Annotated in this window: 15 protein-coding genes and 1 pseudogene; all 16 read right to left on the reverse strand. The window is 69.6% G+C overall.

From position 1 onward, the window contains the following. Window positions 1-3: 3 nt before the first annotated feature. A complete protein-coding gene (gene rpe, locus H623_RS0102685) occupies window positions 4-675 on the reverse strand; it encodes a ribulose-phosphate 3-epimerase (protein WP_022899405.1) in 672 nt (223 codons plus the stop codon). Between the two features lie 10 nt (window positions 676-685). After that, window positions 686-2095, reverse strand: a complete 1410-nt coding sequence (locus tag H623_RS0102690) for an RsmB/NOP family class I SAM-dependent RNA methyltransferase (protein WP_022899406.1) — start codon at window positions 2093-2095, stop codon at window positions 686-688. Beyond that, on the reverse strand, window positions 2092-3078 hold the full coding sequence (fmt, locus tag H623_RS17395; protein ID WP_022899407.1) for a methionyl-tRNA formyltransferase: 987 nt from the start codon (window positions 3076-3078) through the stop codon (window positions 2092-2094). Before fmt ends, H623_RS0102690 begins: the two co-directional genes overlap by 4 nt. Before the next feature lie 69 nt (window positions 3079-3147). Further along, window positions 3148-5145, reverse strand: coding sequence for a primosomal protein N' family DNA-binding protein (locus H623_RS0102700; protein WP_022899408.1), 1998 nt, complete (start codon window positions 5143-5145; stop codon window positions 3148-3150). Beyond that, entirely contained in the window at window positions 5145-6338 is a 1194-nt protein-coding gene (metK, locus tag H623_RS0102705) for a methionine adenosyltransferase (protein ID WP_022899409.1), read from the reverse strand. Before metK ends, H623_RS0102700 begins: the two co-directional genes overlap by 1 nt. A 91-nt stretch (window positions 6339-6429) precedes the next feature. Further along, window positions 6430-7671, reverse strand: a complete 1242-nt coding sequence (gene coaBC, locus H623_RS0102710; RefSeq protein ID WP_026939833.1) for a bifunctional phosphopantothenoylcysteine decarboxylase/phosphopantothenate--cysteine ligase CoaBC — start codon at window positions 7669-7671, stop codon at window positions 6430-6432. Between the two features lie 35 nt (window positions 7672-7706). Then, window positions 7707-7964: a DNA-directed RNA polymerase subunit omega gene (rpoZ, locus tag H623_RS0102715; RefSeq protein ID WP_022899411.1), complete on the reverse strand. Its 258-nt coding sequence runs from the start codon at window positions 7962-7964 to the stop codon at window positions 7707-7709. A gap of 88 nt (window positions 7965-8052) precedes the next feature. Further along, complete coding sequence (gmk, locus tag H623_RS0102720; protein WP_022899412.1) at window positions 8053-9009, reverse strand: guanylate kinase; 957 nt, start codon at window positions 9007-9009, stop codon at window positions 8053-8055. 46 nt (window positions 9010-9055) lie between these two features. After that, window positions 9056-9934 (reverse strand): orotidine-5'-phosphate decarboxylase, encoded by an 879-nt coding sequence (pyrF, locus tag H623_RS0102725; RefSeq protein WP_022899413.1) that lies wholly within the window; start codon window positions 9932-9934, stop codon window positions 9056-9058. Further along, on the reverse strand, window positions 9931-13218 hold the full coding sequence (gene carB / locus H623_RS0102730; protein WP_022899414.1) for a carbamoyl-phosphate synthase large subunit: 3288 nt from the start codon (window positions 13216-13218) through the stop codon (window positions 9931-9933). Before carB ends, pyrF begins: the two co-directional genes overlap by 4 nt. Beyond that, window positions 13218-14402, reverse strand: a complete 1185-nt coding sequence (gene carA, locus H623_RS0102735; protein WP_026939836.1) for a glutamine-hydrolyzing carbamoyl-phosphate synthase small subunit — start codon at window positions 14400-14402, stop codon at window positions 13218-13220. The genes carB and carA overlap by 1 nt, the downstream gene beginning before the upstream one ends. 133 nt (window positions 14403-14535) lie before the next feature. Next, the gene (locus H623_RS17400) at window positions 14536-15138 is read right to left on the reverse strand and encodes a PH-like domain-containing protein (RefSeq protein ID WP_051143044.1); all 603 of its coding nucleotides are present in this window, start codon (window positions 15136-15138) and stop codon (window positions 14536-14538) included. Next, entirely contained in the window at window positions 15131-16471 is a 1341-nt protein-coding gene (locus tag H623_RS17405) for a dihydroorotase (protein WP_022899417.1), read from the reverse strand. Before H623_RS17405 ends, H623_RS17400 begins: the two co-directional genes overlap by 8 nt. Continuing rightward, window positions 16472-17422, reverse strand: coding sequence for an aspartate carbamoyltransferase catalytic subunit (locus tag H623_RS0102750; RefSeq protein ID WP_022899418.1), 951 nt, complete (start codon window positions 17420-17422; stop codon window positions 16472-16474). Between the two features lie 119 nt (window positions 17423-17541). Next, window positions 17542-18084, reverse strand: a pseudogene (gene pyrR / locus H623_RS17410) (bifunctional pyr operon transcriptional regulator/uracil phosphoribosyltransferase PyrR); the annotation flags it as partial. A gap of 349 nt (window positions 18085-18433) precedes the next feature. Further along, a complete protein-coding gene (locus tag H623_RS0102760) occupies window positions 18434-19396 on the reverse strand; it encodes a 2-dehydropantoate 2-reductase N-terminal domain-containing protein (protein ID WP_022899420.1) in 963 nt (320 codons plus the stop codon). Between the last annotated feature and the right edge of the window lie 77 nt (window positions 19397-19473).

The raw sequence follows: 19473 nt of genomic DNA on the forward strand, positions 1-19473 counted from the left end.
CGCTCACACCCGGCTCGGATGCTCGTGCTCGGCGGCTCTGTCGCGCAACAGTGAGATCTGCGCCGCCGGGTTCTGCGCGCGGAACACACTCGAGCCCGCCACGAACGTGTCGGCTCCCGCCTCGGCCGCGGTGACGATGGTCTCCTCGGTGATGCCGCCGTCCACCTGCAGCCAGACGTCCAGCCCGCGGGCGTTCACCGCCTGCCGCAGTCGGCGCAGCTTGGGCATGGTCTGGGGCTGAAAGCTCTGCCCGCCGAATCCCGGCTCGACGGTCATGACGAGAACCTGATCGAACTCTTCGAGAAGACCGAGGTAGGCATCCGGATCCGTCGCCGGTTTCAGCGCGATTCCCGCACGAGCGCCGATCTCGCGCAGCCGACGCGCGAGCGCGACCGGATCTGCCGCGGCCTCGGCGTGGAACGTCACGGAGTGCGCGCCGAGCTCGGCGTAGCCGGGAGCCCAGCGGTCCGGGTCGTCGATCATGAGGTGCACGTCGAGTGGGATGGCCGAGACTTCCTGGATGCGGCCGACCATCTGCGGCCCGAACGTGAGGTTGGGCACGAAGTGGTTGTCCATGACGTCGACGTGCACGAGGTCGGCGGTGGCGATGCGACCGAGCTCGTGCTCCATGTTCACGAAATCGGCGGCGAGGATGCTCGGATTGATGCGGACCATGGCATCCACGTTATTGGTCTCCGCTCGGCCGTCTGCGCAGCAGCGCGATGAACATGGCGTCGGTGCCGTGCCGGTGCGGCCAGAGCTGCACCTGGGCCCGGTCGCCGGCGAGGTCGAGCTCGCTCACCGCCAAGGCCTGCAGAACCTCCTGCGTGGGGAGCTCGGCGAGCTCGGGATGTCGCTTCAGCGCGTCGCTGACGGCAACCCGCGTCTCGGCGAGGTGCGGTGAGCACGTGACGTAACAGAGCACGCCGCCGGGCCGCAGCGCCTTCACCGCGGAGTCGATCAACGCCGTCTGCAGCCTCGTGAGCTCGGGGACATCGCCCGGCGTCTTGCGCCAGCGCGCCTCCGGCCGGCGGCGCAGAGCGCCCAGCCCTGTGCACGGCGCGTCGAGGAGCACGCGGTCGTAGGTGCTCGGCTCGATGTCGCCGACGAGGGTGCCGTCGCGCTGCGTGAACTCGATCGCGGCGGGTGCTCCCTGCGCTGCGGCGGCGGCGACCGGGGCGACGGCGCGGCGTACGAGATCGAGCCTGGCCGGCACGAGCTCGTTGGCGACCAGACGGGCGCCGGATGCCTGTGCTGCCGCCGCGAGGATCGCCGCCTTCCCGCCGGGTCCCGAACACAGGTCGAGCCAGCGTTCGCCGCGCTCGACCGGCCGCGCGGCGAGGAACGCCTGAGCGGCGAGTTGCGAGCCCTCGTCCTGTACGCGGATCGCACCATCGGTGCCGGCCACGATGGCCGTCGGATCGCCGCCGCGCCAGACGAACCCGATCGGCGAATACCTGTCGAGGTCGGAGTCTTCTGGGCGCTGCGCCAGCCCGGGCAGCGCGGCGAGGTTCACGCGCGGCGCCTCGTCGTCGGCGCGCAGCAGCGCCTCCAGCTCGTCCTCCCGGTGCTCGGCCGCGAGCGAGCGGCGCAGTGCGCGGACGATCCAGGTGGGGTGCGAGTAGAGCGCGGAGAGCCTGTCGTCGTCGTTCTTCGCGCCATCGGCGATGCGCTGCCGCCACACTTCCGGTCGGGTGCGGGCGACCGTGCGCAGCACGCCGTTGGCGAATCCGACGGCGGAGCGGGATGCCGCGCCTCGCACGAGCTCGACGGTCTCGTTGACGGCGGCGTGGCTGGGCGTGCGCAGCGCGAGCAGTTGGTGGCAGCCGAGGCGCAGTGCCTCGAGCACGGGACCGTCGATCCGGTCGACGCTGCGGTGCGCGGCGGCCTCGATGATCCGGTCGTAGTAGCCGCGCATGCGCAGCGTGCCGTAGGTGAGCTCGGTCGCCAGCGCGGCGTCGGCCGGAGTCAGTCGGGCACGCTCGAGACGGGTCGGCAGGAGCAGGTTCGCGTAGGCATCCGACTCCGTCACTGCGCACAGCACGTCGAAAGCGACCGATCGCGCGGTCGCGGGGCGGGACTGCCGGTCGTTCACGAGGAGACCTCCGTGCGGGTGGGCGTGTTGCTACGGGATGAGGCCTCGCCGAGATCGGCGGCGGTGCCGGCGGGAACGCCGCGCAGCCAGTCGGCTCCCGGCATGGCGCGCTTGCCGGCCGGTTGCACGGTGACGAGCTCGAGCGGTGCGGTGGCGGTTCCCAGAAACGCGCGCGCACCCTGCAGCAGGAGCTCGCCGGGACGCAGAGGATGCTCGCCGCAGCGCAGCGGGTCTGCCTCCGCCCGCCGTGCCACGAGAACCTTCACGCGTGAACCGTCGATCGTGAAGAACGCGCCCGGCTCGGGCGTCACGCCTCGCAGGCGCGCATAGACCGACTCGGCGTCGCGGGACGGGTCGAGCCGGGCATCCTCGATGCCGAGCTTCGCGGCGAGTGTCGGTTCGCCGTGCTGTGGCTCGGTGCGAGCGCTGCCGTCGGCGATCCCGTCGATCACCTGCTCGACGAGCCGGGCCCCTTCGAGGGCGAGGGATGCGAGCAGGTCGCCTGCCGTCTCATCCGTGCCGATCGCACGCTCGATCGTCGCGTACACGTCACCGGCGTCGAGCTGCGGAACGAGGGAGAAGACGGCGGCGCCGGTGCGCTCGTCGCCGGCGATCAGCGCACGCTGTACCGGGGCGGCGCCCCGCCAGCGCGGCAGCAGCGAGAAGTGCAGGTTGACCCAGCCGTGCGCGGGCGCGGAGAGCAGCGGTTCGCGTACCAGTCCCCCGTACGCGACCACGACGCCGAGGTCCGGCTCGGCCGAGAGGATGCGCCGGGTCGCGTCGTCGTCCAGCCGCCCGGTCTTCAGCACCGGCAGCCCGAGCTCGACGGCGGCGGTCGCCACGGGCGACGGGGTCAGCACGCGCTTGCGACCGAGCGGGGCATCCGGTCGGGTGACGACGAGGGTCACCTCATGCGAGCCGCCGGCCAGCGCGCGAAGCGTGGGCACGGCGGCATCCGGTGTTCCGGCGAACACGATCCTCATCGGGCGATCCTCATCGGGTGGGTCTCCTTCGGGAATGCGGACGATCGAACGCCCTCGAGGTTCGACCCGTCACGAGATCTCGGGGTCGTCGAGTCTGACTCTGAGTGTAGGCGGCGGGCGGTAACCGCGACCGGGCCGCGGCCTACGGCCTTGGGACGCCGCCCGGATGACCGCCGACCGCAGCGCGGAGGCCACTGCCGTGCCCTGCGCATAGTCGAAGCGCACGATGGCCCGTACCGACTCCGGATGGCCGCTCCCGTGTCTTCCCTCCGCCTCGACCGGTGTCGGTCCGAGCACGTCGAGGAATGTGCCGGGTTCGAGCGCCTCCAGCGCCTGCGGCACCGCGGTCGGTGTGCCGCTGATCGTCGCCACCCGAACGGTGGGCGGAAACTTCAGGGCCCGTCGATCGGCGAGCTGAACGCTCGCGTACGAGCTCTGCCGCCAGGTGGCCAGGGCCTGGGCGAGCGGGCCGGCCACGCCGACGAGCACCACGGGGGCGCCGCCGGCGGCCAGCGACGCCGCGTTCGACCACCAGCGCAGGCAGTCTTCCGCCACGTTCAGCGACTCACGCGCGAGCATGCGGTCTCCGTCGAGGAGCAGCACCGCGCGGTACCCGCCGGGCACGAGCGGTTCCGCGCCCCGGGTCGCCACGACGAGCGCGGGTCGCTCGTCGACCTCGGTCACACGCCGTTCGCCGTCGGAGACGACGACCCGCGTGCCGGGGAACGCACGGCCGAGCTCTTCCGCCGTTCGTGCGCTGCCGCGGGAGGTCAGCCGAACCCGGGTGCCGCCGCAGTTCTCGCACGACCACCCGGTGGCGATCGCACCGCACCAACGGCACGAGGGGGCGGCCCCTGCGCGGTCGAGGCCGAGCGGGCCACCGCATCGGCGGCAGCGGGCCGCTTCGCGGCACTGCGCGCAGGCGACGACGGGCGCGTACCCGGGGCGGGCGACCTGTACGAGCACCGGCCCCTGTTCCAGACCCTCGCGCGCCGCGCGCCACGCGCCGGGCGGGATGCGTGACGGGCCGCCGTCTCCGGCCTGCGCCGAGGTCACCACAACACGAGGTGTGACGGCGGGTGACGGCGAGTGGGCCTCGAGCCAACGCAGCTCGACAAGACGTTGCACCTCGAGGCTGCGCGTGTTCGCGGCGAAGAGCAGGCCGCATTCCTCGGCGCCGGCACGCACGAGGGCGACGTCGCGCGAGTGCGCGTACGGCGCCAGCGGCTCCGTGTGCAGCGGGTCGCCGTCGTCCCACAGCGCGATGAGGCCGAGTCGGAATGCGGGCGCATACACCGCGGAGCGGTTGCCGATCGCGACGACCGGCCGCCTCTTCAGGCACCGCAGGAACGCGCGGTAGCGGTCCGGGTTGGACTGGCCGGCGTCGAGCCTCGCGACGTCCTGCGCGGGAACGAGTGCCGACAGCGCAGCCTGAAGCTGATCGAGATCGCGGTAGTCCGGAACGGTGATGATCGCGCTGCGACCGGATGCCACGCAGCGCGCGGCAGCCTGCGCCAGCGTGATCGCCCACGCCCCTACCCACGTCCCGTCGGCCGTGCGCGCAAGCCGCGGTACGGCATCCACGGCGACGCGACGCCCCTCGTCGATCGCCCGCGCCAATCCGGGGTCGTAGCCGCGGATCCTCACTTCGTGCGGGTCGACGGCACTCTCCCCCTGCTGCTCGTCCGGCGCCTCGGCGTCGGACGCGAGCCACGCCTTCTCGACCCGCACCATACGGGGCGGGATGGCGAGCCGCAGCACGTCGCTCGCGCTGCCCGCCGAACGGTCGGCCACGAGCCGGGCGAGGCGCGCGACCTGCGGCGTGAGGACGCGAGCGGTGGAGACCACCGCCTCGAGCTCGCTGAGCTCGCCTGCGAACTCCGCGTGGTCGGCCACCTCCACGATGTAGCCGGCCGCCAGCCTGCCCGCGGTGCGCAGCGGCACCGTCACCCGCACACCGGCGACGGCCTCCTCGCGCAGCCGATCCGGGATCGCGTAGTCGAACAGGCGATCCAGCTGGGGCAGCGGTGTGTCGACGATCACCCGCGCGACCCGCGCGGCGGGCATCAGATGCCGGCGGCAGACCGCAGGTCGTCGACGCGGTCCAGTCGCTCCCAGGTGAACTCCGGCAGTTCACGGCCGAAGTGGCCGTAGGTGGCGGTCTTCGCATAGATCGGCCGCAGCAGATCAAGATCGCGGATGATCGCCGCGGGCCGCAGATCGAAGACTTCCCGGATCGCCGCCGTGATGCGCTCGTCCGGCAGGTGCCCGGTGCCGAACGTCTCGACGTAGAGTCCGACCGGCGAGGCGGTGCCGATCGCGTACGCGACCTGCACCTCGAGCCGGTCCGCGAGCCCGGCCGCCACCGCATTCTTGGCCACCCAGCGCAGCGCGTACGCCGCCGAGCGATCCACCTTCGACGGATCCTTGCCGCTGAAGGCCCCGCCACCGTGCCTGGCCGCGCCGCCGTACGTGTCGATGATGATCTTGCGACCCGTGAGTCCTGCGTCGCCCTGAGGGCCGCCGATCTCGAAGCGGCCGGTCGGGTTGATGAGCAGCTTGACGTCGTGAGTGTCGAGTTCGACCCGCTCCAGCACCGGAGCGATGACATGCTCGGCCACTTCGGCCCTCAGCTGCTCGGTGCTCACCCGCGGGGAATGCTGCGTGGAGAGCACGACGGTGTCGACGGTGCGCGGGGTCACGCCGTCGTAACCGATGGTGACCTGCGTCTTGCCGTCGGGGCGAAGGTAATCGAGCTCGCCGTCCTTGCGCACCTGGGCGAGGCGCTCCGCCATGCGGTGGGCTATCCAGACCGGCACCGGCATCAGCTCGGGCGTCTCGGTCGTCGCGTAGCCGAACATGATGCCCTGGTCGCCGGCGCCCTGTTTGTCGAGCGCGTCGACGGATGAGCCCTCGCGCGTCTCGTAGGCGTCGTCCACGCCCTGCGCGATGTCGGGCGACTGGCCCCCGATCGACACCGAGACGCCGCAGGAACGACCATCGAACCACACGTCGGAGGAGGTGTACCCGATGGAGGTGATCGTCTCGCGCACGATCGCCGGGATCTCGACGTAACCGCGGGTCGTCACCTCACCGGCGACGTGCACGAGACCGGTGGTGACGAGCGTCTCCACCGCAACGCGGCTGTTCGGATCGACGCGCAGCAGCGCGTCGAGGATGCTGTCCGAGACCTGGTCGCAGATCTTGTCCGGATGTCCCTCGGTCACGGACTCGGACGTGAAAAGGCGCAAAGAAGTCATGGGTGCTCCAGCTGATCCTCAGGGCACCGAACTCATCCGCCCGTCGCGGAGTGCGTGGCGCCCCTCGCCCCATCCACGTTCTGGTCGCGGCTCAGGCGGAGGTGATGACGTCGAGAATACGATCGGCCACCGACGCTTTAGCGCCCGCGGCCTCCATCACTATATCGCCGTGCCCGTCGAGCACGACGACCTCGTTGTCATCGGTGGAGAACCCGGTTCGCCAGCCGACGTTGTTGATGACGAGGAAGTCGCAGCCCTTGCGCTTCAGCTTGCGCCGGCCGAGCTCGATCAGTTCGTGCGGGTCGCGCTCGGTCTCGGCGGCGAAGCCGACCACGATCTGGTCGCTCTGCTTGCCTGAGGCGAGCTCGGCGAGGATGTCGGGATTGGCCACCAACTCGAGCCGGAGCGAGTCGCCGACTTTCTCCTTCTTGATCTTGGAATCGTTTGTCGTCGCAGGCCGGAAGTCGGCGACCGCGGCGGCCATGACCACGATGTCCGCATCGGTGGCGGCAGCGGTCACGGCGCGCTGCAGTTCGAGCGCCGTCGAGACGGACCGGATCTCCACGCCGTCGGGCGCGGGAACGTCGAGGTGCGCCGCCACGAGCACCACATCCGCCCCTCTGTCACGCGCGGCCACGGCCAGTGCGACACCCTGCTTGCCGCTGGAGCGGTTGCCGAGAAAGCGCACCGGGTCGAGCGGCTCGCGTGTTCCGCCCGCAGAGATCACGATGCGGTGGCCGGAGAGGTCGTGGCGCGGTGTACGGGCCGAGGCGGTTCCGGATGCCTCCCGTTCGCGCCTGACGGTTCGTCGCGTCGCGAGCGTGGTCGCCGCGTGCACGATGGCATCCGGCTCTTCCATTCGTCCGGGACCGGAGTCGGCCCCGGTCAGCTGTCCCGTGCCGGGGCCGACGATGGTGATCCCGCGTTCGCGCAAGGTGCGCACGTTGGCCTGGGTGGCCGCGTTCTGCCACATCTCGGTGTGCATCGCCGGCGCGATCAGCACGGGCGCGGCCGTCGCGAGCACGGTGTTGGTCAGCAGATCGTCAGCGATGCCGTTCGCGATCTTCGCGATGGTGTTCGCCGTCGCCGGTGCGATGACGACGAGATCGGCCCGCTTGCCGATGCCCACGTGGCGCACCTCGGAGACGCCCTCGTAGAGGTCGGTGTTCAGCGGGTTGCGACTGATGGCTTCGAACGTCGGGGCACCGACGAAGCGGAGCGCGGCATCCGTGGCGATGACGTGCACGTCGTGCCCTGCCAGCACGAACGACCTGATCACGGAGACCGCCTTGTATGCAGCGATGCCGCCGGTCACGCCGACGACGATCGTCAACGGCGTGCGCACGGCGGCAGCGCTCTGGTTCGGGGTCACTCGTCGAGGGGACGCAGAACGAGCTTGTCTTCGTTGATCTCGTGCAGGGCGACCGACAGCGGCTTGTCGTCGATCGTGGAGTCGACCAGCGGCCCCACATTGTCGAACAGGCTGCCTTCGTGCAGGTCGGCGTAGTAGTCGTTGATCTGACGCGCGCGCTTCGACGCGAAGATCACGAGCTGATACTTGGACTCGACACGAGACAGCAGCTCGTCGATCGGCGGGTCGATGATGCCCTGTGCGGCGATGGCCATGAGTGCTCCTTGGGTGTAGTGCGCGTGAACGCGGCTGTGGGATGCCCCAGCCGCGATCCGCGAGGCCGGCGAACGACGAGCTCGACGTTCAGCGACCCGACGACGTGACGGCGCGGCGCGGTCGCCGCGCGCGCGCATTCATCAATTCTACGACCTCGCGCGCGGCGTCGGCCACGGTGCTGTTCACCACGCGGGCGTCGAACTCCTCCTGCGAGGCGAGTTCCACCTTCGCCGTGGCGAGCCTACGGCGTTGCTCCTCTTGCGATTCGGTGCCGCGGCCGAGGAGACGGCGCACGAGCTCCTCCCAGCTGGGCGGGGCGAGGAAAACGAGCACGGCATCCGGCATCGCGGCCCGCACCTGGCGCGCGCCCTGCAGGTCGATCTCCAGCAGCACGCTCTTGCCTGCGGCCAACGCGCGCTCGATCGGCGCCCGCGGTGTGCCGTACCGGTGGCTGTTGTGCACCCTCGCCCATTCCAGGAGCTCGTGGTCGGCGACGAGCCTGTCGAATTCGGCGTCGCTGACGAAGTAGTAGTCGACGCCGTCGACCTCCCCAGGCCGAGGCCGCCTGGTCGTCGCCGACACCGAGAGCATGACCTCGGGATGGTGCTCGCGGATGAACCGGGCGACGGTTCCCTTTCCGACCGCGGTCGGGCCGGCGAGCACGGTGAGGCGGGTGCGGTGCTGCGTCGCGGGCAGTTCGAACCGTTCGATCAAGAATTCGCGCAAACGGGCGCGCTGGTGACGTCCGAGCCCACCGAGCCGTTTCACGGGTGCGATCTCCAACCGGTGGAGGATGTCGGCGGTCTTCGTCGCGCCGATGGCTTTGAGGCTCATCAGGAAGTCGGTGATCCGCAACGTGCCTTCGGCTCCGCCGGGCTCGGCGGACGCCGCGTCGAGTACTTCGACCGGGGAACGCTCCCCTGAGGCGATGGCGGCCTTGACGACGGCGCGGGCGCGGCGTGCGGCTACGGCCGCTCGGGACGCAGCGACCCGGTCGACCTCTGGAGGACGGGTACGGGCGGTGCTGGGGGCGATATCGGGCATCGTGAATGAAAGAGGATCACCGGCGCGCTCGACCGGCGATCGATGGTCAGACAAGGGCGGAGCGCACCTCGGTAGCGCGGGCGTCGATGGTGGCGGCGAGGGCGTCGGGTCCGGCCGACAGGATGCTGCGCGACTCGCTGATCACGAGCATCCCGGCCAATTCGCCGTAGATGTCGCGAGCGTCGTCGAGGCGCGCACCCTGATGTCCGAACCCCGGCGCCAGCACCGGGAGTGCGGGTTCGTTCGGCTTCGTGGTGTCGATGCCGAACGCAGGAAGATCGAGTGTGGCTCCGAGCACGACGCCGATCGGACCCGCTTCGTGTCCGATCGCCGCGTTCGTCTCCATCACACCATCGATGATGGCACGTGCCACCGACCGGCCAGAAACGGGATGTCTCGACGTCTGAATATCCGCCGCCTCCGGATTGCTGGTCGCGGCGAGCACGAAGAGCCCCTTTCCGGATGCCGCGGCGAGGGAGATCGGATCGCGCAGCGAGCCGACGCCTTGGAACGCCGAGACCGTCATGGCATCCGCCTCCAACGGTGCACCGGGCGTCAGCCACGCCTGACCGTAGGCGGCCACGCTCGAGCCGAGATCGCCGCGCTTGACGTCGGCGATCACGAGCAGACCGGCCGACCGGGCGGCGGCGAGCACCTCCTCGAGTGCGGCGTAACCGGCGGCGCCGAATCGTTCGAAGAACGCCACCTGGGGCTTGACGATGCCGGCGCGCCCTGTCGCCGCCTCCACGACGCGAAGACCGAACTCACGCACACCGGAGGCGTCATCGTGCAGCCCCCAGTCGGCGAGCAGGTACGAGTGCGGGTCGATGCCGACGCAGAGCGACCCACGCTCGTCGATGACCTGGGCCAGCCGGCTGCCGAAGCCACGCACCCGTTCCTCGGCGCCGGACGCGGGAGCGGTCACGCCTGCTCCGCCCGGTCGAGCGCGTACTGCTGGAGCGAACGCACGTCGAAGCCGTCGCGTATCGCGTCGATCGATGCCACGGCGGCGCTGAGCTCCGCGATGGTGGTGAAGAGCGCGATGTCGGCGGCGACCGCCGCCGCGCGGATCTCGTAACCGTCGGCGCGCGCGGAGCGCCCGCTCGGGGTGTTCACGACGATGTCGATCTCGCCCCTGTTGATCAGGTCGACGATGCTCGGCTCGTCGCCGGCCGGCTCGTCGCTGAATTTGCGCACCGTGTCCGCCTCGATGCCGTTGCGTGCGAGCACCTCGGCGGTGCCCTCTGTCGCCACCAGACGATAGCCCTGTTGCTTCAGTCGCAGCGCCGGGAGCACGATCGATCGCTTGTCCCGGTCGCTGACCGAGACGAACACCGTGCCCTGCAGCGGCATGCCGCCGTACGCCGCGGTCTGGCTCTTCGCGAAGGCGCGCGGAAAGTCGAGGTCGATGCCCATGACCTCGCCGGTGGAACGCATCTCGGGTCCGAGGACCGAGTCGACCATCTGGCCCTCACGGGTACGGAACCGTTTGAACGGCAGCACGGCTTCCTTGACCGAGATCGGAGCGTCGAGCGGCACGCGCGAGCCGTCCTGCACGGGCAGCAGGCCGGCATCCTTCAGGCCATCGATCGTCTCGCCGACCATGATGCGGCTCGCCGCTTTCGCCAGCGGGATGCCGAGCGCTTTCGAGACGAACGGAACCGTGCGGCTGGCACGCGGGTTGGCCTCCAGCACGTAGAGCACGCCGGCGGCGATGGCGAACTGCACGTTGAGCAGACCCTGCACGCCGATGCCCTGCGCGACCTTCAGCGTCGCTTCGCGCACGCGGTCGATCTCGGCACGCCCGAGCGTGACGGGCGGAAGTGTGCAGCTCGAGTCGCCGGAGTGGATGCCCGCCTCCTCGATGTGCTCCATGACGCCGCCGATGTAGAGCTGGTCTCCGTCGAACAGTGCATCGACGTCGATCTCGGTCGCGTCGTCGAGAAAACGGTCGACGAGCAGCGGATGTCCCGGCCCGATGATCGCCTGGTCCGCGACCCGCTCGAAGTAGTCGTCGAGCGACGGCGCGTCGTAGACGATCTCCATGCCGCGGCCGCCGAGCACATAGCTCGGTCGTACCAGCACCGGGAAGCCGATCTCCGCGGCGACGGTCTGCGCGCCGGCCACGTCGTACGCGGTGCCGTTGCGCGGCGCGAGCAGGCCGGCGTTCTCGAGGATCTCCGAGAACAGCCCGCGCTCCTCCGCCAGGTCGATGGCGCTCGGCGACGTGCCGAGGATCGGCACTCCCGCCGCCTCGAGGCCCTTGGCGAGCCCGAGCGCGGTCTGGCCGCCGAGCTGCACGACCACGCCGACGAGCTCGCCGGATTGCGACTCGGCGTGGATCACCTCGAGCACGTCCTCCAGGGTGAGCGGCTCGAAGTACAGCCGGTCGCTGGTGTCGTAGTCGGTGGACACGGTCTCCGGGTTGCAGTTGATCATGATGGTCTCGAACCCGGCGTCGTGCAGGGCGAACGATGCGTGCACGCACGAGTAGTCGAACTCCACGCCCTGCCCGATGCGGTTCGGGCCGGAACCCAGGATGACCACCTTGCGCTTGTCGCTCGGCTCCACCTCGGTCTCGGCGTCGTAACTCGAGTAGTGGTACGGCGTGAGCGCGGGGAACTCGCCCGCGCACGTGTCGACCGTTTTGTAGACGGGACGCACCCCCAGGATGTGGCGCACCTCGCGCACCTCGGACTCGCCGAAGCCGCGCAACTGGCCGATCTGCGCATCCGAGAACCCGTGGTCCTTGGCCAGCAGCATCGTGTCGGTGTCGAGCATGCCGGCGTCGGCGATCTGCAGCGCCACCTCGTTGATGAGGACGATCTGGTCGAGGAACCAGGGGTCGATGCCCGTGGCACGGTACACGTCGTCGATGCCGGCGCCCTTGCGCAGCGCCTGCTGCACCGTCACGATCCGGCCGTCGGTGGGCGTGGATGCCTTCTCCAGCAGCTCCTGAACGCTGCGGTCCTCCTCGCCCCAGTGGAACGAAGACCCGTTCTTCTCCAGGGAGCGCAGCGCCTTCTGCAGGGCGCTGGTGAAGCTGCGGCCGATGGCCATGGCCTCCCCGACCGACTTCATGGTCGTGGTCAGCGTGGGATCGGCGGCCGGGAACTTCTCGAAGGCGAACCGCGGCACCTTCACGACCACGTAGTCGAGCGTCGGCTCGAAGCTGGCCGGCGTGACGCGCGTGATGTCGTTGGGGATCTCGTCGAGGTGGTACCCGATGGCGAGCTTCGCGGCGATCTTCGCGATCGGGAAGCCGGTGGCCTTGGAGGCGAGTGCGCTCGAGCGCGACACGCGCGGGTTCATCTCGATCACGATCACCCGCCCGGTGGCCGGGTGGATCGCGAACTGGATGTTGCACCCACCGGTGTCCACGCCCACCGCACGAATGATGTCGATGCCGATGTCGCGCATCTTCTGGTACTCGCGGTCGGTGAGCGTCAGCGCCGGAGCGACGGTGATGGAGTCGCCGGTGTGCACGCCGACTGGGTCGACGTTCTCGATCGAGCAGACGACAACCGTGTTGTCGGCGGCGTCGCGCATGAGCTCGAGCTCGTACTCCTTCCAGCCGAGAATCGACTCCTCCAGAAGCACCTCGTGCGTCGGAGAGTCGTGCAAGCCCGCTCCGGCGATGCGTCGGAGGTCCGTCTCGTCGTAAGCGAAGCCGGAGCCGAGTCCGCCCATCGTGAAGCTGGGGCGGACGACGAGCGGATACCCCAGTTCGGCTGCGCCCGCGAGCACCTCGTCCATCGTGTGGCAGATGCGCGAGGCGGCGACGTCGGCGCCGCAGTCGATCACGAGCTCCTTGAAGACCTGGCGGTTCTCGCCCTTCTCGATCGCCTCGAACTTGGCACCGATGAGCTCGACGTCGTACTCCTCCAGGATGCCGTGCTCATGCAGCTGCATCGCCGCGTTCAGCGCGGTCTGGCCGCCCAGGGTCGGCAGGATGGCATCCGGCTTCTCCTTGGCGATGATCGTCTCGATCACCTGCCAGGTGATGGGCTCGATGTAAGTGGCGTCGGCGAAGTCCGGATCCGTCATGATCGTGGCCGGATTCGAGTTGACGAGGATGACGCGCACGCCTTCCTCGCGGAGCACGCGGCACGCCTGCGTTCCCGAGTAGTCGAACTCGCACGCCTGTCCGATCACGATCGGGCCGGACCCGATCACGAGGACGCTGGAGATGTCTTCTCTCTTGGGCATTACTCGGCGTCCTCCTGGTCGGTGCTGTCGGTCTGGTCGGTGCTGTCGGTCTCGTCGGCGTCGTCGGCCTTGCCTGCGGTCGTGGCCAGAACGAGATCGCGGAACCGGTCGAAGAGATAGTTCGCGTCGTGCGGGCCCGCCGCCGACTCGGGGTGGTACTGCACGCTGAAGGCCGGGATGTCCAGGCAGTTCAGACCCTCGACCACGTTGTCGTTGAGGTCGTAGTGGCTCACCTCGACCCGGCCGAAGCCGGCCGCGGACTCGCTCGGGCCGTCGAGAGGCGCATCGACCGCGAAGCCGTGGTTGTGCGCCGTGATCTCCACGCGTCCGGTGGAACGGTCGAGCACGGGCTGGTTGATGCCGCGGTGACCGAACGGCAGCTTGTACGTTCCGTAGCCGAGCGCGCGGCCGAGCAGCTGGTTGCCGAAGCAGATGCCGAAGTAGGGCACGCCGTCGCGCAGCAGCCCCCGCAGCAGTTCGACGTGCTGATCGGATGCCGCCGGATCGCCGGGGCCGTTCGAATAGAACAGGGCGCTCGGGTTCAGCGCCCGTATGTCGTCGACGGTCGCCGTCTCGGGGAGCACGATCACGTCGAGCCCGCGATCGGCGAGGTAGTGCAGCGTGCTCGTCTTCACGCCGAGATCCAGCACGGCGACCGACCCGATCCGCTCGCCGCGCGCCGGAATCGTGTACTGCTCGGAGGTGGAGACCACCGACGACAGGTTGAGCCCGCGCATGTCGGCGCCTGCACGCACCTGCTCGAGCTGCTCCGGGGCGCTAAGCGCGGCATCCGGCCCCGAGAAGATGCCCGCCCGCATGGCGCCGGCCGAGCGCAGGTGGCGGGTGACCGCGCGGGTGTCGAGTCCTTGGATGCCCACGATGCCGGCCTCGCGGAGGTCGTCGTCGAGGCTGCGCTGTGCCCGGAAGTTGGAGACCACGCGCGAGGGCTCGCGCACGGCGAAGCCGGCCACCCAGATGCGCTGCGACTCCATGTCGATGTCGTTCGTGCCGGTGTTGCCGATGTGCGGGGCCGTCATGAGCACGATCTGGCCGGCGTACGAGGGATCTGTCAGGGTCTCCTGATACCCCGTCATACCGGTGGAGAAGACCGCTTCGCCGAGCGTGCGGCCGAGCGCGCCGTAGCCGTGGCCCTCATAGCGTGTACCGTCTTCGAGCACCAGCACCGCAGGTTCGCGTCTCGCCTGCCTCGCCTCGGCTGTGGGCTCGGTGAACTCGACGATCGGCGGGATCTGAGCCGCGGGCACGTGCCCCGCGTGGTCGTTCTCTGTTTCGGGGGCCGATTCTTCGTCTGACATGTCAGGCCTCGTTTCCGGTGGTCGTGTCGCCGTTCGGCGACGGTTCGGCGACATCGTCGGCGCCCGTGGGAGTGGTGTTCGGTGTGGTGGAGAGGGTCGGGGACGCGGGAACGATGGCTCTCACCGCGTCCACCAATCGTCGTCGCTCGTCCGGGTCGGTGACGCGCAGGTAGGTGTCGAGCGTGGTGCCGCCGTCGGCGGCGGGCCCTGCCGCGTTCCATGCCAGCAGCACGAGGCCGCCCGGTTCGACCGTGCGATCGATGGTCCACGTCGCTGCCCCGACGCCGAGGATGTCCGCGGCCTCGATCGCCACGCCGCTCTCCCCCGCCGCGGCGAGCGTCAGGCCGCCGGAGTACACGGTGACCGTTGCGTTCGAGCGGAACGCGAGCCCGGGGACCACGACACGGTCGAGCGGTCGGTCGTGGCGCGTGGTGGCCGCGTGCAGGGCGGTGACGTGTGCGAGTTCGGTACCCGGGGCATCCAACACCGTCGGGATGACAAGAGCGGCATCGCGGCGTGCCCGCCGACGCCAGCCGAGCCACATTCCGAGGAAGACCAGGGCCAGGATGACGACGATCAGCAGGGTGGGCCAGAGCTTATCCACGGGCGAGCTCCTCTCGTGCCCGCGCCGCGGCATCATCGATCTCGATCAGGGCGCCGTCACGGAGCGTCGCCGTGCCGCCGTGGAACGTCCAGCGCACCCGGCCGGGCAGGTCGATACCGAGGTACGGCGAGTTGACGCCCTTGCCGGCAAGGCGATCGGTGGCGAACACCTCGGAGACGCCAGGGTCGTAGAGCGTCAGATCGGCACGGGAGCCGGACGCGACGGGTGCTCCGGCATCCACTCGCCCGATGCTCGCGGGAATGGCGGACATCACACGGGCGACATCCGTCCAGGAGAGCAACTCCGTGTCGACCATTGCTTTCTGCACCACGGACAGTGCCGACTCGAGACCGACCATGCCGTTCGCAGCGGCGTCCCACTCGCAGTCCTTCGCCTCGATCGGGTGCGGTGCGTGGTCAGTGGCGACGATGTCGATGGTGCCGTCGGCGAGGCCCTCGCGAAGAGCCTGCACGTCGTCCGCGCGGCGTAGCGGCGGGTTCACCTTGTAGCGCGCGTCATAGCCCGCGACGAGGTCTTCGGTGAGCAGCAGGTGGTGCGGCGTCACCTCCGCCGTCACGTCGATGCCGCGGGCCTTCGCCCAGCGCACGATGTCCACCGATCCTGCCGTGGACACGTGGCAGACGTGCAGCCGGCTGCCGACGTGCTCGGCCAGCAGCACATCGCGAGCGATGATCGACTCCTCCGCCACGGCGGGCCAGCCGGGCAGGCCGAGCGTGCCCGAGAGCGCGCCCTCGTTCATCTGAGCGCCTGCGGTGAGCCGTGGCTCTTGCGCGTGCTGCGCGATGACACCGTCGAACGCCTTGACGTACTCCAGCGCGCGGCGCATGAGCAGCGGGTCTGCGACGCAGACCCCGTCGTCGGAGAACACCCGCACCTTCGCCCGGGATGCAGCCATCGCGCCCAGCTCCGCCAGTCGCTCACCGGCGAGACCCACGGTGACGGCGCCGATCGGCTGCACCGTCGCGTAACCGGCGGCGCGCCCGAGCGAGAGCTCCTGCTCGACCACGCCCGCGGTGTCGGCGACGGGTGATGTGTTCGCCATCGCGAAGACGGTGGTGTAGCCACCGGCCGCCGCGGCGCGCGTTCCGGTGAGCACGGTCTCGCTCTGCTCGAACCCGGGTTCGCGCAGGTGCGTGTGCAGATCGACGAGACCCGGCAGCGCGATCAAGCCGGCCGCGTCGATACGCGTCGCGTCTGCGGCGCCGTCGCGGGCATCCGGGCCGACTGTCAGGAACCCGTCGTCCACCAGGATGTCCGTGGCTTGCCCGTCGACGAGCGTCGCGCCCTCGATGAGGAACCGTTCGCGTGACACTTAGTCGACCTCCCGATCGCCGGACAGCAGCAGATACAGCGCAGCCATGCGCACAGAGACGCCGCTCGCGACCTGGTCGCGCACCAATGAGCGCGCCGAATCGGCGGCTGCGGCGGAGATTTCCAGGCCTCTGACCATCGGGCCGGGATGCATGACCATCGTATCGGAGCGCAAACGATCCAAGCGCGAGGCATCCAGCCCCCAGCGGCGCGAGTACTCGCGGGTGTTCGGGAAGAACGCCGCGTTCATGCGCTCGGCCTGGATGCGCAGCATCATCACGACGTCCGGATCCGCATCGATCGCGGCGTCCAGGTCGTAGCCGATCTCGCACGGCCACTGGCCGGTGTCGACGGGAAGGAGCGTCGGTGGGGCGATCAGGGTGACGTGCGCGCCGAGCGTGTTCAGGAGCCACACGTCGGAGCGGGCGACCCGCGAGTGCAGGATGTCGCCCACGATCACGACGTGCACGCCGTCGAGCCCCTTGCCGCGGCTGGCGGACCCGTGCAGGCGCCGGCGCATCGTGAAGGCATCCAGCAGAGCCTGGGTCGGATGCTCGTGCGTGCCGTCGCCGGCGTTCAGGATGCCCGCGTCGATCCAGCCCGCGGAAGCCAGCGTGTGCGGTGCGCCCGATGCGGAGTGGCGCACGACCACGGCGTCCGCGCCGATCGCGGCGAGTGTCTGCGCGGTGTCTTTGAGGCTCTCTCCCTTGGAGACGCTGGATCCTTTCGCGCTGAAGTTGATCACGTCGGCCGAGAGCCGCTTGGCCGCGGCCTCGAACGAGATGCGGGTGCGCGTCGAATCCTCGAAGAAGAGGTTGACGACGGTCTTGCCGCGCAGGGTCGGGAGCTTCTTGACCTCGCGACTGGAGACATCCGCCATGTCCTCAGCAACGTCGAGGATGCCGATGGCCGTTTCGCGATCCAGGTCCCGTGTGGAGAGCAGGTGCCTCACGCGTCGGCCTCCCCTCTGCCGGCTCCATCGCTTCTGTCTGCGTCGGTGTCGGAGCCGCTCCTGCCTGCGCCGGTGTCGGAGCCGCTCCTGCCTGCGCCGCCAACCCCGTCGGCCTCGCCGTCGTCGATCGTGACGGCGTCGTCGCCGTCCACCTCGGTCACGCGCACGTTGATGCGTTCGCGACTGGAGCTGGGAAGGTTCTTGCCCACGAAATCGGCCCGGATGGGGAACTCGCGGTGGCCACGGTCGACGAGCACGGCGAGGCGCACGGCGCGAGGACGGCCGAGGTCGCTGAGCGCATCGAGCGCGGCTCGGATCGTGCGGCCCGAGAACAACACGTCATCGACGAGAACGACGACCTTGCCGTCGATCGAGACCGGAATGCTCGTCGGTGATGGCGCTCTTGTCGGATGCTTCGCAAGATCGTCGCGGTACATCGTCACGTCGAGCGCTCCGACGGGTGGCGCGTCGGCCCCCGGAGCCGTGCCGTTCTCGATGCGCGCGATCGTGGCACCGATTCGCTCGGCGAGGGCGACTCCGCGCGTCGGGATCCCGAGAACCACGAGATCGCCTGAACCCCGGTTGGACTCCAGGATCTCGTGTGAGATCCGAGTCAACGCCCGGGCGATGTCAGCCTGGTGAAGCACAGTGCGTGCCGTCATGCAGACCCCCTTCTCCGCCTCACTGGACGGTGGTTAAAGGTTGTCGAACCTTTCCTACCCTAGCAGGGGCGCGGGCGCGCCTGCGCGGTGGAGAGCCATCAGGCGCAGAACGCGATTGGGTGCGCGGCCGGTCCCGTTCTTGCGTCCCACCGCGCCGCATTTACGGGCATCGTGCCCGCAGACGCTCGTGCTTCCCCTCGACGGCGTGGTGCGGTGGTGGTGGACCGGGCTGCGGGCGATCACGCTTCGTCGCATCCGGCAGAACGGACCCCTATCCGGTCTGTGCTTTCCCCTATGACTTGTGCTTTCCCCTATGACTCGTGCTTCCCCCTATGACTCGTGCTTCCCCCTACGAACCGGCGCGGCATGAAGCGATCTTCGTCCCTGCCGCTTCCAGCCGTGGTACCCGGATGCCGAGGCGCCGCGCCTCGGTCATGGTGTCCCGATAGATGGCGTAAGGCTCGGGCGCGTTGGGGTCGGAGTGTGCGCTCAGCGAGCGGCTGGCCGCAGCGATGTGCGAGGTGGCCCAAGCGAACGCAGCTGAGGTCAGCGCTACCGGCGCGCGGTAGAGCAGCAATCCGCGCCGGTGCCGTCGCAGGTCAATGCCGCGCGCTTCGAGCAGAGGGATGAGTTCGCGGATGGTCAGCAGTGCCTGGCGGAAAGCGGGCCTGGACCCGACCATTTTCGACAGGCTGCCGACCTGCAACCCCTGGGAATGCATGCCGGCATCGGCGATGAAGTGGAGCCAGAGCCAGCCGCGGAAGTCTGGCCGTTCGCTGATCCGAAACCCGGCGTCGCGAAAGGCCTGGCGTACGTCCTTCTCGCGCTGGCTGGGCGATCCGTCGAGCGTCCCGAAGATCACCGAGGGCAGCAGCATTCCCGTGAGGGTTCCGTTGTCGGCGAAGGCGCCGCCGGCCTGTGGGAAGCCCCAGGCGAGCCTGTCGGCGGGAAGGGGAGCGACAGCATCCAGCGGGTCGGACCAGATGTTCCCGAAGACGAGGACTGCAGCGTGGCCGAGCCGCGGGGCGAGGAACTGCGCGGCGTCGGTGAGCCGGTTGTGAGCCACGCTCAGCACGATCAAGTCGAAATCGTGGTCCGGTTCCAGTTCTTCGCGGTACCGCACGGGCCACGCCTCGACGACCGGCCGCCCGCGCGGTCCGCGCCGCGCGTCGAGGAGATCGAGATCCACGTCCCGGCCATAGACCGTGGCACGGCCGGGACGGACGTAGAACTCGACCTCGTGTCCGGCCTGTTCGAGGGCCCAACCGTAGATCGTGGCGATCACGCCCCGTCCGAACATCAAGATCCGCATCTCGTTACCCTCCGGTTGATGTGTACGAAACCGTATCGTACGCTTATTCAATGGCGCCTGACTTGTCTCGTTCTCGG

The sequence above is a fragment of the Humibacter albus DSM 18994 genome, from assembly GCF_000421825.1.
Classification (GTDB): Bacteria; Actinomycetota; Actinomycetes; order Actinomycetales; family Microbacteriaceae; genus Humibacter; species Humibacter albus.